This is a genomic window from Geobacillus sp. YHL, from assembly GCF_022341265.1.
In the GTDB taxonomy this organism is placed as follows: domain Bacteria; phylum Bacillota; class Bacilli; order Bacillales; family Anoxybacillaceae; genus Geobacillus; species Geobacillus thermoleovorans.
Genome location: NZ_JAEIGB010000008.1, coordinates 47,614 through 63,714, shown reverse-complemented (window position 1 = coordinate 63,714; position 16,101 = coordinate 47,614). Strand labels below are relative to the sequence as shown.

Annotated in this window: 12 protein-coding genes and 1 pseudogene; 1 reads left to right on the top strand and 12 read right to left on the bottom strand. The window is 54.5% G+C overall.

Features of this window, described 5'->3' with window-relative positions; translation table 11 throughout:
- Positions 1-71 precede the first annotated feature (71 nt).
- Complete coding sequence (locus JCR24_RS09385) at positions 72-1,811, top strand: Rqc2 family fibronectin-binding protein (protein ID WP_033025057.1); 1,740 nt, start codon at positions 72-74, stop codon at positions 1,809-1,811.
- A 205-nt stretch (positions 1,812-2,016) separates the two neighbouring features.
- On the opposite strand, the gene JCR24_RS09380 is transcribed toward JCR24_RS09385, so the two are convergent.
- The 12 genes and pseudogenes from JCR24_RS09380 to JCR24_RS09320 form a co-directional block, all read right to left on the bottom strand.
- On the bottom strand, positions 2,017-2,580 hold the full coding sequence (locus tag JCR24_RS09380; RefSeq protein WP_011230662.1) for a Uma2 family endonuclease: 564 nt from the start codon (positions 2,578-2,580) through the stop codon (positions 2,017-2,019).
- Positions 2,581-2,709: 129 nt separating this feature from the next.
- Positions 2,710-3,009 (bottom strand): hypothetical protein, encoded by a 300-nt coding sequence (locus JCR24_RS09375; RefSeq protein ID WP_238980506.1) that lies wholly within the window; start codon positions 3,007-3,009, stop codon positions 2,710-2,712.
- A 240-nt stretch (positions 3,010-3,249) separates the two neighbouring features.
- Positions 3,250-3,810: a hypothetical protein gene (locus JCR24_RS09370; RefSeq protein ID WP_238980505.1), complete on the bottom strand. Its 561-nt coding sequence runs from the start codon at positions 3,808-3,810 to the stop codon at positions 3,250-3,252.
- Positions 3,758-5,582 (bottom strand): annotated as a pseudogene (locus JCR24_RS09365) (RHS repeat domain-containing protein). Before JCR24_RS09365 ends, JCR24_RS09370 begins: the two are co-directional and overlap by 53 nt.
- 870 nt (positions 5,583-6,452) lie before the next feature.
- Positions 6,453-7,076: an orotate phosphoribosyltransferase gene (pyrE, locus tag JCR24_RS09355; protein ID WP_020278157.1), complete on the bottom strand. Its 624-nt coding sequence runs from the start codon at positions 7,074-7,076 to the stop codon at positions 6,453-6,455.
- Positions 7,073-7,792, bottom strand: a complete 720-nt coding sequence (gene pyrF / locus JCR24_RS09350; protein ID WP_062898518.1) for an orotidine-5'-phosphate decarboxylase — start codon at positions 7,790-7,792, stop codon at positions 7,073-7,075. Before pyrF ends, pyrE begins: the two co-directional genes overlap by 4 nt.
- Positions 7,764-8,705: a dihydroorotate dehydrogenase gene (locus JCR24_RS09345; protein WP_013523351.1), complete on the bottom strand. Its 942-nt coding sequence runs from the start codon at positions 8,703-8,705 to the stop codon at positions 7,764-7,766. The genes pyrF and JCR24_RS09345 overlap by 29 nt, the downstream gene beginning before the upstream one ends.
- Positions 8,702-9,475, bottom strand: coding sequence for a dihydroorotate dehydrogenase electron transfer subunit (locus tag JCR24_RS09340; RefSeq protein WP_014195402.1), 774 nt, complete (start codon positions 9,473-9,475; stop codon positions 8,702-8,704). Before JCR24_RS09340 ends, JCR24_RS09345 begins: the two co-directional genes overlap by 4 nt.
- Positions 9,472-12,669, bottom strand: a complete 3,198-nt coding sequence (gene carB / locus JCR24_RS09335) for a carbamoyl-phosphate synthase large subunit (RefSeq protein WP_023633996.1) — start codon at positions 12,667-12,669, stop codon at positions 9,472-9,474. Before carB ends, JCR24_RS09340 begins: the two co-directional genes overlap by 4 nt.
- On the bottom strand, positions 12,662-13,756 hold the full coding sequence (locus JCR24_RS09330; RefSeq protein WP_238980502.1) for a carbamoyl phosphate synthase small subunit: 1,095 nt from the start codon (positions 13,754-13,756) through the stop codon (positions 12,662-12,664). The genes carB and JCR24_RS09330 overlap by 8 nt, the downstream gene beginning before the upstream one ends.
- A gap of 2 nt (positions 13,757-13,758) precedes the next feature.
- A complete protein-coding gene (locus tag JCR24_RS09325; RefSeq protein ID WP_238980501.1) occupies positions 13,759-15,045 on the bottom strand; it encodes a dihydroorotase in 1,287 nt (428 codons plus the stop codon).
- Positions 15,008-15,934 (bottom strand): aspartate carbamoyltransferase catalytic subunit, encoded by a 927-nt coding sequence (locus JCR24_RS09320; RefSeq protein ID WP_011230649.1) that lies wholly within the window; start codon positions 15,932-15,934, stop codon positions 15,008-15,010. Before JCR24_RS09320 ends, JCR24_RS09325 begins: the two co-directional genes overlap by 38 nt.
- Between the last annotated feature and the right edge of the window lie 167 nt (positions 15,935-16,101).

Here is a 16,101-nt window from a genome sequence, read left to right as displayed (position 1 = left end):
GAAATGTTCAAAACGGCGGGTCGTATGGTAAGATCGAAATAGCAAACAAACGAAATAGAAAGGTGTTTTCCATGTCCTTTGACGGAGTGTTTACGTACGCCATTGTCGGTGAACTCGAAGAGGCGCTTGCGGGCGGGCGGATCACGAAAATCCACCAGCCGTCGGCGTATGAGATCGTGCTGCTTGTGCGCGCCCGCGGCCATAACCATAAAGTGATGCTGTCGGCGCATCCGACGTACGCCCGCGTCCATTTGACAAACGAAACGTACAACAACCCATCCGAGCCGCCGATGTTTTGCATGCGGCTGCGCAAACAGTTGGAAGGAAGCGTCATCGAAGCGGTCCGCCAAGTCGATTTTGACCGCATCATCGTCATGGACACAAAAGGCCGCGACGAACTCGGCGACGTGCAGACAAAGCGGCTCATCATTGAAGTGATGGGCCGCCATAGCAACATCATCCTCGTTGATGCATCGACCGACACGATCATCGACAGCTTGAAACATTTGCCGCCGTCGGTCAACCGCTACCGGACGGTGCTTCCCGGGCATCCGTACGTCGCCCCACCGACGCACGGCAAGCTGAACCCGCTTGAGGCGACGGAAGAAATGGTGCTGAAAAAAATCGACTTTCACGCCGGCAAGCTCGCCCATCAGCTTGTTTCCGCCTTCAGCGGCATTTCGCCGCTATTTGCCAATGAGGCGGTGTTCCGCGCTGGACTCGCCAACCGGACGACGCTGCCGAAAAGCTTCCTCGCGCTCATCGATGACGTTCGGCGCCGCCGCTTTGCCCCGATGATGTACACGAACGGGGAAAAAGAATGGTTTTACGTTTTGCCGCTTAAGCACTTAAAAATCGAAGGCCAACCGTTTGCGAGTGCAAGCGAGCTATTGGACCGCTTTTATTTCGGCAAGGCCGAGCGCGACCGCGTCAAGCAGCAAGCTCATGACATCGAGCGTCTCATGGCGAACGAAAAGGCGAAAAACGAGAAAAAGCTCCTAAAGCTCGAACAGACGCTCGAAGAAGCAAAGAAAGCCGACGTTTATCGACTGTACGGCGAACTGCTCACCGCCCATTTGTACGCCATAAAGCGCGGCATGACGGAAATCGAGGTCGCAAACTACTACGACGAAAACGGAGGCACCATCACCATTCCGCTCGACCCGCAAAAATCGCCGTCCGAGAACGCGCAACAGTACTTTCAAAAATACCAAAAAGCGAAAAACTCGTTCGCCGTCGTTCAAGAACAAATCGAGCGGACGAAAGAAGACATCGCCTATTGCGACACGATTTTAAGCCAGCTCGAAACCGCCTCGCCGAAAGATGTCGAGGAAATCCGCGACGAGCTCATTGAACAAGGCTATTTGCGCCCGCGCGCGGCGAAAGGAGCAAAAAAGCGCAAACCAACCGCGCCCGAGCTTGACCGCTACGTCGCAAGCGACGGCACGGAAATACTCGTTGGCAAAAACAACAAACAAAACGATTATCTCACGACAAAGCTGGCCCATAAGGACGATGTTTGGCTGCATGTGAAAAACATTCCCGGCTCGCACGTCGTCATCCGGAACAAGCAGCCGTCTGACGAGACGCTCTTGGAAGCGGCGAATCTTGCCGCCTACTTCAGCAAGGCCCGCCACTCCGGCTCCGTGCCTGTCGACTACACGCGCATCCGCTATGTAAAAAAACCGAGCGGCGCCAAGCCGGGATTTGTCATTTACGAAAACGAGCAAACGCTCTACGTCACGCCGGATGAAGAACTCGTCCGCGCCATGAAACAGAGGCAAAAAGAACAAGCGGCGAAACCATCGTAAACCCGCCCCAATGGCCGCCCAACACGGCATCGGGCGATTTGCGCGAACTCCCGCAAACCGAAACGGTCTAGTGCCGCATAAAAGACAGCGGGCTGTCTGTAAGACCAGCTGCATTGGCCTTACGGACAGCCCGCTTTGCAAACTTGTCGAGTCAACCACAAGCCGCCATCACGAATGCAACTCCATGCACGTCTCGCCATCCGTCTCAACGAAACACATCCTCAAGAGCCACTTCAAGCCCGGGAAAGCATGCCGACTGCACCACACCCGTTCCCGCTTTCACATCCGCCTGCTCATACAGTCCTTCCTCGTTCAGCGTATAGACGGTAATCGCCTCTTTCATCGGATTGACGATCCAATACTCTTTCACACCGTACGCCATATACAAATTGAATTTGGTCACTAAATCGTGCGCCTGGTTGGAAGGGCTCAAGATCTCAACGATAAGAGTAGGCACGCCGACATACTTCGTTTCCGTAAACCCTTTTGAATCGCAAATAACGCTTAAATCCGGAATGACGACTTTGCGATCGGGAAACTTGTCGCTAGCCAGTTCGATATCGGTCGGCGCCGCAAACACGTTGCACGGCTTCCCACGAAAATAAAGGCCAAATTCGGTATGAAGGTTGCTCGAAACAAGCTGATGCTTGATGCTTGGCGACGGAGCCATATACACAGCGCCATCAATATATTCAAGCCACTCATCGCTTTGTTCCCGCAACGCCCAATATTGCTCGTACGACACATTGGAAAACCGAGGCAAGGACATCGGCATCTTCTCCTTTGTCGCTTACATATTCCCCAAAAGAAGAACGCAACAGCCGTAATGGCCGGTTATTCCTCAAGCATCTTATCCAGCTTCTTATCAAAAGTATACACTTGATATCCCTTCACTTTGTTATAGGCGTATAAAAGGGGATCGACAAAGTCCAAGCGCCTTTTGCCAAACAGAGCAAGCATGATTTTCATATTGATCCACCACAGCTTTAGACCAAGCATCGCTTTCTCGGGCTTGCAAAGTCTCATTTTTATATTTGGACAGAGCCCCTCTTAGATTCCTTTTTTTTGGCTGTTCCAAATCTTCTTTATCCGCATAAGGAAGAATAATGACTTCCACTTTTCTATTTTTTAATGATTGAGGCAAATCGATGATCTTTTCTAAGTCATTGCTGTTTTTGATTACTCTTACAAAATCCATAACGTTTTCACTCCTTTCAAGGAAGATGGATCCTTTTAAACATATTATACCCGTTCATTGTACATCATGAGATGAAAATTCACTTTACGATCTAGGTTTCGCAGCTTTTATCAAGTCATTAACTGTTTTTTCTTTCCATCTAATAAACCTTTGTTTGGTCATGAAAAAAGAAACCTTGAAAGGCCTGCTGCCAATCAAGGCTCTTTATTGTTCTGTCTTAGCGTTCGGGATAAGGCTTCTTTACTTAGCGTCGTTAGAATAATACAAGAAAAGAGAATCCACAACCTCTTGCGGAAGCTGTTGATTGGCAAAATTAAGCGCCACCCATGATAGAACCGTTTGATCCATTGGACGCCAAGTTTTTAAAATCGGCCATGCATCCACACGATAGTTTGCATCTCGAAGTCCTAAAATGCAAATGCCGTAATTTCTATCCCCCCATATGGCCCACTTCATGGAAGAAGGCAACCAAATAACTGTATACGAATTGTATAGCATCGCATCAGCTGGACTTTCCTCAGGCCCCAATTCCAGGACATTTACATATTGATCAGATGTTAAATGAACAGGGAGTTTCACCCAATTATAGTAACCAAATTCTTCATAAAAGTATTCTACAGGATGAGGATCTAGTACAGCAGTAAGAATATACTCATCTTTCATTTTTTTCGACAATTGCTGAATTACGGTCCAAAAATCCCCATCCATTGTCCAGTCGAATTCTTCAGACCAAAAATAACGAAATGGTTCACGAAATACCTGTTTGGGCAATCGATTTTCTAAGAAAAACACATCGTTCACCGTGCGGTATAACTGATAAAATTCTCTTTTTTCTCTCACAAACAATGTTTCTAAATTCACGAAGATCACCTATTGTTTTAAACCTGATTTTTAAAGTCATTTTTTTACTTCCCTTTGGATAATAGTCAGCGGTTGGCCCATCTGTAGATTTCGCTTCATCACGAAGAACGTATTTAGCTCCGTCCTTTGTAAATATCGTTGTTTTTCCATCTTTTGATTTCGATTTTCTCCATCCATTTCTAAGCAGATTTTTTTCGAACTCTGCTTTAGAAACATCCGTCTGTATGTTAATATAGCGGCTGCCGCTTTTAGTCACATTTTTGTATTTACAGGACTTGCATTTCCCTTTAAATAATGTTTTTAACCTGTTTACTAATTTGACTAAAAGCGATACAACAACTCTGTACTTCCCATCCGGATCCACGAACATCACCGGATTGTTGTTCGCATACACATACCCATTTTGCGTCAAGAGGTCATCCGCATCCCCTGGGTCTGGGTCTAAAGAAAGGAACACGCCATGCGTTGGATGATAGTATCGGGCAATTAAGTAATAGAGACCCGTTTCTTGGTCATATTGGTATCCCGCATATCGATATGGGTTTTCCTCCGCCAAGGAGCCGGATTGAGAGAGAATATTCCCCCATGCATCATATTGATAACGGGCCACGATGTTTCCTTGCGCATCCGTTAGGGCGATCACGTCGCCATGGGCGTTATAGTGGTAGAAGTACGTCGCATTGCCTTTTTTCATGGCAAGGAGTTGCCCATTTTCTCCGTATATATACGATCTTACCACATTTCCGCTTGCATCGGTTTCATACAGAACGTTTAGGCTGTCGCCTTGGTAATGGTAGTTCGTCACCACGCCATTCACGGTCTTCTGGATGCGTCGGCCGTCTTCATCATATTGGTACGTCACAAACGGCGTGCTTTCGCCTTTTCTTGTAATCGAAACTAATTGATCCGCCTCGTTCCATTCATACCGGCACTGGCCGTCTTCGACACGGTTGCCGTTCGCATCATACATGATCGTTTCATCGCCGAAACGGATCAACTGATTCGCCGCATTATAATCAGCCGTGGTTGTCGTCGACTGCCCATCTTTCGTTTTCACGATTTGCTTGCGATTGCCGAATCCATCGTACGTATACGCGATCGTCGTTCCATCCGGCCATTGCTCTTCGACTAGTTGATCCAAGGCGTCATAACGATAGAGCGTCTTCGCGCCGGTCGGGGTGGCGATTTCCGTCCGGTTGCCGTTTTCATCGTAACGGTACGTTTCCGATACAATTTCTTTTCCGTCCGCCGTACCGACCGAAACGCTTTCCACTAAGCCGCGGTCATCATACGTAAAGGTTGAACCGGCCCCATTTCCTGTCGTGAAGGTGCGAATGTTTCCTCTCTCGTCATAGTCAAAGCGGTACGTATCTTCCATCTTGGACGACTGTATTTTGATCCAATGCATTGTATTGGTAATGGATCGTTTGACTAAAGGCCCCATGAGAGAACATGAACTGCTGCAATTTATCCGATGTGGTTGGGTACAGCCATTTTTGCAGCCCGCCGCGGTCCGACAGTTCCACCAGCCGATTCGCTTTATCAAATGTTCTCGTTTTGGTGGTGCCGTCTTTTAAATATTTGACGGAAAGTTCGTTCCCATTTTTATCATAACTAAATTCGTAATACGGGACGTTGTTGTAGGAAACCGTTTTGACTCTTTCGGTCCCGTCATACGTCCATTGAATCGTGTTTCCTTTCGGCAAAACCATTTTGATTTTATTTCCGTTGGCATCATATTCATTCGTTGTCACATCATTCAACGGACCGACGGTTTTCACGAGTTTACCGGTCGCATCATAAGAATAGGTAAATGTTTGAGACTGGCCGTCGCTGGTTCGAATGACTTTTGAAGTCATATTGTCATTCGCGTCATACCCATAGTTGACGGACGTACCATTTGCTAACAACAGCTGTTTTAAGCGATTCGATAAATCATACGTGTACTCTTTCTTGTTTCCTTTCTTATCGTACTCGCTTAACAAGTTTCCTACGGCATCATAATTCTTTTTCGCCACATAGCCTTCTTCATCCACTTCTTCCGTGACATCATTTCCGCTGGCATCGTATTTGTTTTTCGTCACCACGTTTCCTTCCATGAGCCGGATCGCGTCAAACCATACCGTTCCCGTGTAATTGCCGCGGAAGACAGCGGATATGTCGATTTTATCAATTGGCTTGGAAGGTTGAATCGAAACGGCGGCACGGTTCCAATCTTGATTGCCAGCAGGGAAATCCGCAGGTGTGAGTAAAATATTTGTAGGTGAAATGGAGAATGCGAATGGTTGCTTGTGATGATGATCGTGACCACTAAGCGAAATGCTGTAAATGATCATTTTATTTGAATGCCAAGCCACCCGTTTTTTCTGTGAACATAACCATCCACGAATGGTTATGTTCATGCTTGGTGGTGAGCGAAACTTGCTCATGTTCAGAAAACCCACGAAATATTGACGACATTAGACGCTGTCGCACTCCGTTTTTCCCCATGGAATGACGCCGATGGCGAGTGAGTCATCTCCCCGCTTCGTCCATGACAAAAGCGCGAACCATCCTTTGGTCCGCGCTCCTCTTTTCCTCTTTTAGCTCCCCCACTCCTCCGGATTCTCCCGCCATTGCCGCAATGTCGCCAGATCGTGTTCGCTGACGGCGCCAAGGCGGACGGCCGTTTCGATGAGGGTGTTGTAGTCCGTAAGCGTGTAGGCAGGCAAATTCTCTGCGGCAAACGCCTGTTTCGCTTTTTCGAGCCCGTATGTGAAAATGGCGGCGACGCCCAGCACCTCGCAGCCTGCCTCTTTCAAGGCGCGGACGGCCGCAAGCGAGCTGCCGCCCGTCGAGATCAAGTCTTCGATGACGACGACGCGCTGGCCCGGTTCGGCTTGGCCTTCGATTTGTTTTCCTTTGCCGTGTGCTTTCGCCTGGCTGCGGACGTAGCACATCGGCAGCTCAAGCCGCTCGCTCACCCAGGCGGCGTGCGGGATGCCGGCGGTCGCCGTGCCGGCGATGAGGTCCGCTTTAGGGAAATGGGTGCGGATGAGTTCGGCGAGGCCGTCGGCGATCAGGCGGCGCACGCCGGGGTAAGCGAGCGTCAGGCGGTTGTCGCAATAAATCGGCGATTTCAAGCCCGAGGACCAGGTAAACGGTTCGTTCGGCTGCAGGGCGACCGCCCCGATTTCAAGCAATTTGGCGGCGATGTCGTGTTTCATTCTCTCTCTCCTCCGTTCCATTCGTGCTGCAGGCGGGCATACGTCCTGAGCGGATCGGCGGCGCGGGTGAGGCTGCGGCCGATGACGATGTAGTCAGAACCAAGCGCACGCGCTTTCCTTGGGGTGACGACGCGCACTTGGTCGTGCGCCGCATCATCAGCAAAGCGGATACCCGGGGTGACGGCAAGGAACGAGGCGCCGCACCGTTCTTTGATGAGCGGCGCTTCGTTCGCTGAACAGACGACGCCGTCAAGGCCGCTTTCTTTCGCCAAGGCGGCGTAATGGGCGACTGTTTCCACAAGCGGGCGGGAAATCCACAGCTCCTCATGAAGCATTCGCTCGTCCGTGCTTGTCAGCTGGGTGACAGCGATGCAGCGCGGCCGCATTCTTCCGCTTGGCGTGCCGGCGTCAAGCCCCTCGATCGCCGCTTCCATCATGCGCCGGCCGCCGGCGGCGTGGACGTTCACCAAATCGGCGCCGACACGGGCGAGCCCTTTCATCGCCTGTTTCACCGTATTCGGAATGTCGTGCAGTTTTAAGTCTAAAAAGACGGCATGTCCTTGTTCTTTGAGAAACGCGACGATGGCTGGACCTTCCTGATAGTACAGCTCCATGCCGACTTTGACGAACAGCGGCGTTCCGGCAAACGGCCGCAAAAACCGCTCCACCTCTTGTTTTGATGGGAAATCAAGCGCGACAATGAACGGCGTGTGCACCGGTCTTCCAGCTCCTTCCTATGCATTCGGAAATGTGGCCGATCCCGAGGTCGTCCAACAGCGCCGGCAGGTCGGCGATGATCGTCGGGCAGACGAACGGATCGACGAAGTTGGCCGTGCCGACCGCAACCGCGCTCGCGCCGGCGTAGAAAAACTCGAGCACGTCTTCCGCCGTTTGAATGCCGCCCATGCCGATGATCGGAATCGACACCGCCTGGCTCACTTCATAAATCATGCGAATGGCGATTGGTTTGACCGCCGGGCCGGATAAGCCCCCGGTGCCGTTGGCCAAAATCGGCCGGCCTGTTTTCACGTCGATGCGCATGCCAACGAGCGTGTTGATCATCGTCAAGCCATCGGCGCCCGCTTGTTCAATGGCCTTCGCCATCGCGACGATGTCGGTGACGTTCGGAGACAGCTTCACGTAAACCGGCACGGCGGACACTTCTTTGACAAGCCGCGTCAGTTCCGCGGCCACGTCCGGCACGGTGCCGAACGCAATCCCGCCTTTTTTCACGTTTGGGCAGGAAATGTTGAGCTCTAACGCATGGACATTGGGCGCTTTGGAAATCGCTTCGGCTACCTCGACGTACTCTTCCACCGTCGAGCCAGCGATGTTGGCGATGATCGGTACGTCAAACTGTTCAAGCCACGGCAGTTCTTCTTCGAGCACTTTGTCAAGGCCGGGGTTTTGCAGGCCGATGGCGTTTAACATCCCGCCCGGCGTTTCTGCCACCCTTGGTGTCGGGTTGCCAAAGCGCGGCTCTTTTGTCGTCGCCTTGATCATAATGGCGCCTAACACGCTTAAATCGTAAAACCGGGCGTACTCGCGGCCAAATCCAAAACAGCCGGACGCCGGCATGATCGGGTTTTTGAGCGAAAGACCCGGCAGTTCGACCGCAAGCCGGTTCATAGCACCACCTCCCCGGCCCGAAACACCGGGCCGTCGCTGCATACTTTTTTATACGCCGTCTCGCTCCCTGGCACATGGCAGACGCAGGCGAAACACGCCCCGACGCCGCAGCCCATCCGCTCCTCGAGCGACAAGTACACCGGCCGGTTCGGAAACCGTTCCGCAAGCGCCCGAAGCATCGGCTTCGGACCGCAGGCGTACAAGACGTCAAACTCGAGCGAGCGCGCTTCGATCACATCGGTGACGCGCCCGGCCGTTCCGTGCGAGCCGTCATCGGTCGCGACATGCGTCTCGCCGAACGCGGCAAATTCCTCTTCGTAAAAGACCGCCGCTTTCGTTTGAAACCCGAGCACGCTCACCACTTTGACGCCGCGCTTTGTGAGCTGTTTCGCCAGTTCATAGAGCGGCGGGACGCCGATGCCGCCGCCGACTAGCAGCGCCCGGCTGCCCGCCGGCGCGGCCTCGAGCGGAAAGCCGTTGCCGAGCGGGCCGAGCACATCGACCGTGTCGCCCGGCTGTTTTTGCGCCAACAGCGCCGTGCCTTTCCCTTCCTGGCGGTAAATGATCGTGCATTGCCCCTGCTTGTGGTCGATATGGCAAAGGCTGAGCGGGCGGCGCAGGAGCGGATCGGCGGATGCGGCCACTTTCACATGAACGAACTGGCCCGGTTGGCGCATCTCTTGCACGAGGCGGCCTGAAAGCGTCAATTCATACGTCCGCTCGGCGATCAACCGCTGGCTTGCGACCGTCATTCGTTCGCGGCCGATCATGACCGCACCAGCCCTTCCGTCATCGCCGTCGTTGAAAACGTCATCGATTCGAGCACTTGCAGCATCGCCCGGGCCGTATCGAGCGACGTCAAGCACGGGATGCCGTTTTCGACCGCTTCGCGGCGGATGCGGAAGCCGTCGCTTTCCGGCTGCTTTCCTTTCGTCAGCGTATTGATGACGACTTGCGCCCTCCCTTGGCGGATGACATCCAAAATGTTCGGTGACGCCGAGTGGATTTTATTGACGACCGTCACCGGAATGCCGGCCGCTTTCAACGTTTCCGCCGTGCCGTTCGTCGCCAACAGCTGGTAGCCGATGTCGGCAAAGCGGCGCGCCAGCTCGACCGCTTCTTCTTTGTCTTTGTCGGCCACCGTCAACAGCACCGCCCCATGCGGCTGGATATGGATGCCCGAGGCGACAAGCCCCTTATAGAGCGCTTTTTCAAACGTCACGTCCTTGCCGATCACTTCGCCGGTCGATTTCATTTCCGGGCCGAGCGAAATGTCGACGTTGCGCAATTTCGCAAACGAGAACACCGGCACTTTCACGTACACGCCAGGGCGCACCGGGCAGACGCCCGTCTCATAGCCCATCTCGGCGAGCTTCGTCCCTAAAATGGCTTTCGTGGCGAGATTCGCCATCGGCACGCCGGTGATTTTGCTTAAAAACGGCACCGTGCGGCTTGAGCGCGGGTTCACTTCCAAGACGTAGACATCGCTTCCCGAGACGACAAACTGAATGTTCAACAGCCCGACAATATGCAGCCCGCGCGCCAGTCGGATCGTGTAATCCGCGATCTTGTCGATCACTTCCGCGCTTAATGTCTGGGGCGGGTAGACGGCAATCGAATCGCCGGAATGGACGCCGGCCCGCTCGATATGTTCCATGATCCCGGGGATGACGACCGTCTCGCCGTCGGCGATGGCATCGACTTCGACTTCCTTGCCAGTGATGTAGCGGTCGACAAGCACTGGGTGCTGTGGATTGACGCGCACGGCGTGTTCCATGTAATGAAGCAGCTCGCCGCGATTGTACACGATTTCCATCGCCCGGCCGCCGAGCACGTACGAAGGACGGACGAGCACCGGGTAGCCGATTTCTTCGGCGATGGCGACCGCTTCTTCGACCGAAACGGCGGTTTTGCCGGCCGGTTTGGGAATGCCGAGTTCCGAGAGCGCCTGTTCAAATTTGTCGCGGTCTTCGGCGCGGTCCAAATCCTCAAGCGTTGTCCCAAGCAAGCGGACGCCGCGCGCCTCGAGTTCCGCCGCCAAGTTGATGGCCGTCTGACCGCCGAATTGGACGATGACGCCGATCGGCTGCTCGAGGTCGATGACATGCATCACGTCTTCGGCCGTCAGCGGCTCGAAATACAGTTTGTCCGACGTGCTGAAGTCGGTCGAGACCGTTTCCGGGTTGTTGTTGATGATGATCGCCTCATAGCCGGCCTGCTTAATGGCCCAGACGCAATGGACGGTCGCATAGTCAAATTCGATCCCTTGGCCGATGCGGATCGGGCCGGAGCCAAGCACGATGACGCTCGGTTTTTCCGTCACGATCGATTCGTTTTCTTCCTCGTACGTGCTGTAGTAGTACGGCGTTTCCGACGTGAATTCGGCTGCGCACGTATCGACCATTTTGTACACCGGCATGATGCCTCGTTGGCGGCGCAGCGCGTAAATGTCGCGCTCCGTTTTGTTCCATAACGCCGCTATCGCCGCATCGGAGAAGCCGAGCCCCTTCGCTTTTTTTAACACGTCAAGGTCGCCCGGGTGGTTTTTCAAGACCGTTTCCATCTCAATAATGTTTTGAATCTTATGCAGGAAAAAGCGGTCGATTTGGCTCCATTCATGCAGCGTCTCCACCGTCACCCCGCGGCGGAGCGCCTCGGCGATGTAAAAGAGCCGTTCATCGCCCGCCTTGCGGATCCGTTTTTCCATCACGTCGTCGGCGGCCGTTTTCGCCTCGTTCAATTCCAGATGATGCACCCCGATCTCGAGCGAACGAACGGCTTTTAACAGTGATTCTTCGAACGTCCGGCCGATCGCCATCACTTCGCCGGTCGCTTTCATTTGCGTGCCCAACCGGCGGTTCGCCGATTCAAATTTGTCAAACGGAAAGCGCGGAATTTTCGTCACCACATAGTCGAGCGCCGGCTCGAAGCAGGCGTACGTTTTCCCGGTGACCGGGTTGATCATTTCGTCAAGCGTCAGCCCGACGGCGATTTTCGCCGCCAGTTTCGCGATCGGATACCCCGTCGCTTTTGACGCCAGCGCCGACGAGCGGCTGACGCGCGGGTTCACTTCAATGACGTAATAGCGGAAGCTGTCCGGGTCGAGCGCGAGCTGGACGTTGCAGCCGCCTTCGATGCCAAGGGCGCGGATGATTTTCAAGGACGCGTTCCGCAAAAGCTGATATTCGCGGTCGCTTAACGTCTGGCTCGGGGCGACGACGATCGAATCACCCGTATGAATGCCGACCGGGTCGATGTTTTCCATGTTGCAGACGACGATCGCGTTGTCGTTGGCGTCGCGCATCACTTCGTATTCAATCTCCTTGTAGCCGGCGATGCTCCGCTCGAGCAAGCATTGGTGCACCGGGCTCATCTTCAAGCCAGTTGACACAATCTCGACAAGCTCTTCTTCGTTCGTGCAAATGCCGCCGCCCGTGCCGCCGAGCGTGAACGCGGGGCGGACGATGACCGGATAGCCGATTTGTTCGACAAACGCATACGCCTCTTCCAGGCTGTGAATAATCGCGCTTTCCGGCACCGGCTCGCCAAGCTCGTTCATGAGGGCGCGGAACTGTTCGCGGTCTTCCGCCTTTTCGATCGCCTCGAGCTTCGTGCCGAGAATTTCCACGCCGCACTCTTCAAGCACGCCGGCCTTGGCGAGCTCAACCGCCAAGTTGAGGCCCGTTTGGCCGCCAAGCGTCGGCAAAATCGCGTCCGGCCGCTCTTTGCGGATGATGCGGGCGACAAAATCGAGCGTCAGCGGCTCCATATAGACTTTATCGGCGATTTCCGTATCGGTCATGATCGTCGCCGGGTTTGAGTTCACCAGAATGACTTTGTATCCTTCTTCTTTTAGGGCTAAGCACGCTTGCGTCCCTGCGTAGTCGAACTCGGCCGCCTGGCCGATGACGATCGGCCCCGAGCCGATGACTAAAATCGTTTCAATGTCGCGGCGCTTAGGCATGGATGACTTCTCCTTTCTTGTTGAACTGGCGGATGAGCGCCAAAAACTCGTCAAACAGCGGATTGGCATCTTCTGGCCCCGGCGACGCTTCCGGATGGTATTGCACCGTAAACGCCGGGAAATCGAGATGGCGCAGCCCTTCGACCGTGCCGTCATTTAAGGCGATATGCGTCACCTCAAGCCGGGTGCCAGAAAGCGACTCGTGCGTGACGGTATAGCCATGGTTTTGCGACGTGATGGCGACTTTGCCGGTGCGCAAGTCTTTGACCGGATGGTTCGAGCCGCGATGGCCGAATTTCATTTTCTCCGTATTCCCGCCGCACGCCAACGCGAACAGCTGATGGCCGAGGCAGATGCCAAAGAGCGGCACTTTGCCGAGAATCCCGCGGATCATCTCGATCGCTTCCGGCACGTCTTTCGGGTCGCCCGGTCCATTGGAAAGCATGACCCCATCCGGATGCCAGCCGAGCACCTCTTCAGCGGTGGCGTTGTACGGCAAGACGATCACATCGCAATTTCGCTTGTTCAGTTCGCGCAAAATGCCGTGTTTCATCCCGAAATCAATCAAGACGATGCGCTCACCGCGCCCCGGGCTCGGGTAGGCGCTTTTCGTTGAGACGCGCCGCACTTGGTCGCGCGGCCACTCCATCGCCCGCAGCTTGGCTGCTGCTTCCGTCGGATCGACATCTAGCCCACAGATCATCCCTTTTAACGTTCCGTATTGGCGGATAAGGCGCGTCAGTTTGCGCGTGTCGATGCCGGAAAGGCCAGGGATGCCTTTTTCTTTCAAATACTCGTCCAACGTCAGTTCTCCGCGCCAGTTGGACGGCTTCACGCACGCTTCTTTGACGATGAACCCGTGCACATGCGAGCGGATCGCTTCAAAGTCGTCGCGGTTGATGCCGTAGTTGCCGATCAATGGATATGTCATCGTCACGATTTGCCCGCAATACGATGGATCGGTCAAAATTTCTTGATATCCAGTCATCCCAGTGTTAAAGACGACTTCCCCGGTCGTCTCTTTCAAGCTGCCAAACGCTTCGCCGACAAAAAACGAACCATCTTCTAAAATCAGCTGCCGTTTCATCTTTACGCCCTTCCTTTCTCCCATACGAGTGTTCCGCCAACGAACGTCATCACCGGCCAGCCTTGGCACACCCAGCTGGCAAACGGCGTATTTTTCCCTTTGGACGCGAACGTCTCGGGATCAATCGCTTCTTCTGTTTCCAAATCAATGACCGCAATATCCGCCGGCGCCCCGACGGCAAGCCGCCCGGCCTTGAGGCCAAAACATTGCGCCGGCTTGATCGTCAGCCAATCGACAAGCTGCTTTAATGTAAACACGCCTGTTTTGACGAAATGGGTATATAAGAGCGGAAACGCCGTTTCGAGCCCAACGATGCCAAACGGCGCCGCCTCGATGCCTTTCGCTTTTTCCGCGGCTGTATGCGGCGCGTGGTCGGTGGCGATAAAGTCGATCGTGCCGTCGAGCAGTCCTTCAATTAATGCGTCACGGTCCTCTCGGCTGCGCAGCGGCGGGTTCATTTTGTAGTTCGCATCAAGCCCCGGAATGTCTTCATCGCACAAGAGCAGATGGTGCGGCGTCACTTCGGCAGTGACGCGGATGCCGGCCCGCTTCGCGTCGCGGACGACGCGCACCGATTCTTTCGTGCTGATATGGCAGACGTGATAATGGCATCCGGCTGCCTCGGCAAGCAAGACGTCGCGGGCGATGTGCACCGCCTCGCAGACGGATGGAATGCCGCGAAGTCCATAGCGCCGGGCGAACTCGCCGTCATGCACCGCTCCGCCGTTTGTCAGCGTGTCGTCCTCGCAATGGGCAACGATCGCCATATCGAGCGCCGCCGCCTGTTTCATCGCTTCAAACATCATCCCGGCCGACTGGACGCCGACGCCGTCATCGGTAAAGGCGAACGCCCCTGCTTCTTTTAGCGCCGCAAAATCGGTCAGCTCCTCCCCTTTTTGCCCAATCGTGATCGCCGCGTACAGAAGCACGTTGACGCGCGCCGTTTCGCGGATGCGGGCTTGCAGCCATTCCATCTGCTCTTTCCGATCCGGCGCTGGGTTCGTGTTCGGCATGGCAGCAACCGTCGTAAATCCGCCTTTCGCCGCGGCGAGCGTGCCCGTTTCAATCGTTTCTTTCGCTTCGCCGCCCGGTTCGCGCAAATGAACGTGCAAGTCGATCAGGCCAGGAACGATGAGACGGCCGCCAACGTCGATAACGTCCTCCTCATTCGCTTCCAGCGGCTGTTCATAGAGGATCGCTGCAATGGTTCCGTGTTCGATTTTGATATGTGTCCGCATCAATTCCCCATCTTTATTGAACGACATGCCATTTTTCAGCCATACGCCCATGCTCCATTCTCCCTTCCATTGCCCGTTTTAAGACAGCCATCCGGACGTAGACGCCGTTTTCCATTTGTTTAAAAATGCGCGATGCCTTCGCTTCGACAAGTTCGCTTGCGATTTCGACCCCGCGGTTGACCGGCGCCGGGTGCAAGATGATGGCGCCCGATTTCATCCGCCGCGCCCGCTCAAGCGTCAGCCCGTACCGCGCATGGTACTCTTCTTTTGTCAGCCCCATCGTTTCCGCATGGCGTTCATGTTGGATGCGCAAAAGCATCACGACATCGGCGCGGGCGATGGCCTCGTCGACTTCGACGTACGTCCCGTACGGATTCGTTTCATCTTTCCACTCCGCCGGTCCGGAAAACAGGACGTTTGCCCCCAGCCTTGTCAACACTTCCGCATTGGAGCGGGCGACGCGGCTATGACGGATGTCGCCGATGATCGCCACCGTCAAGCCAGTGAAGGCGCCAAACTCTTGGCGGATCGTCAATAAATCCAAGAGCGACTGGGTCGGATGGTGCCCGCAGCCGTCACCGGCGTTGATGATCGGAATGCCGACCGCATGGCGGAGCGCTTCGAAATACGCATCTTCGTGATGGCGGATGACAACCGCATCGACGCCGATCGCCTCAAGCGTCCGTACGGTATCGTACAGCGTCTCCCCTTTTTGCACGCTCGAGCGTTCCGGGTCAAATGGAATGACATGAAGCCCAAGCTTCCGTTCCGCCATCTCGAAGCTGCATTTCGTGCGCGTGCTCGGTTCGAAAAACAAGTTGGCGACGTACATCGGCGCCGCCGGGCGCCAGATGCGCCCGCTGCGGAACGCTTCCGCTTCATCGAGCAAACGGTGGATTTCATCAAGCGGCAGTTCACTTAATGCGAAAAGATGGGTCATCGGTCTCGCTCCTTTTCGTTTTTTCGCGAAAAAAAACACCTTGCCGGCCAGGCAAGGTGTGACGATCGGCGCATGGCAGAGCCGAAGAAGGTGCACTCCGGCCCTGGATGCGCCTGTTTTCACACCTTTTTAAGCCTCGCGGGACTTAATTAAAAGGTGCTTTCTCC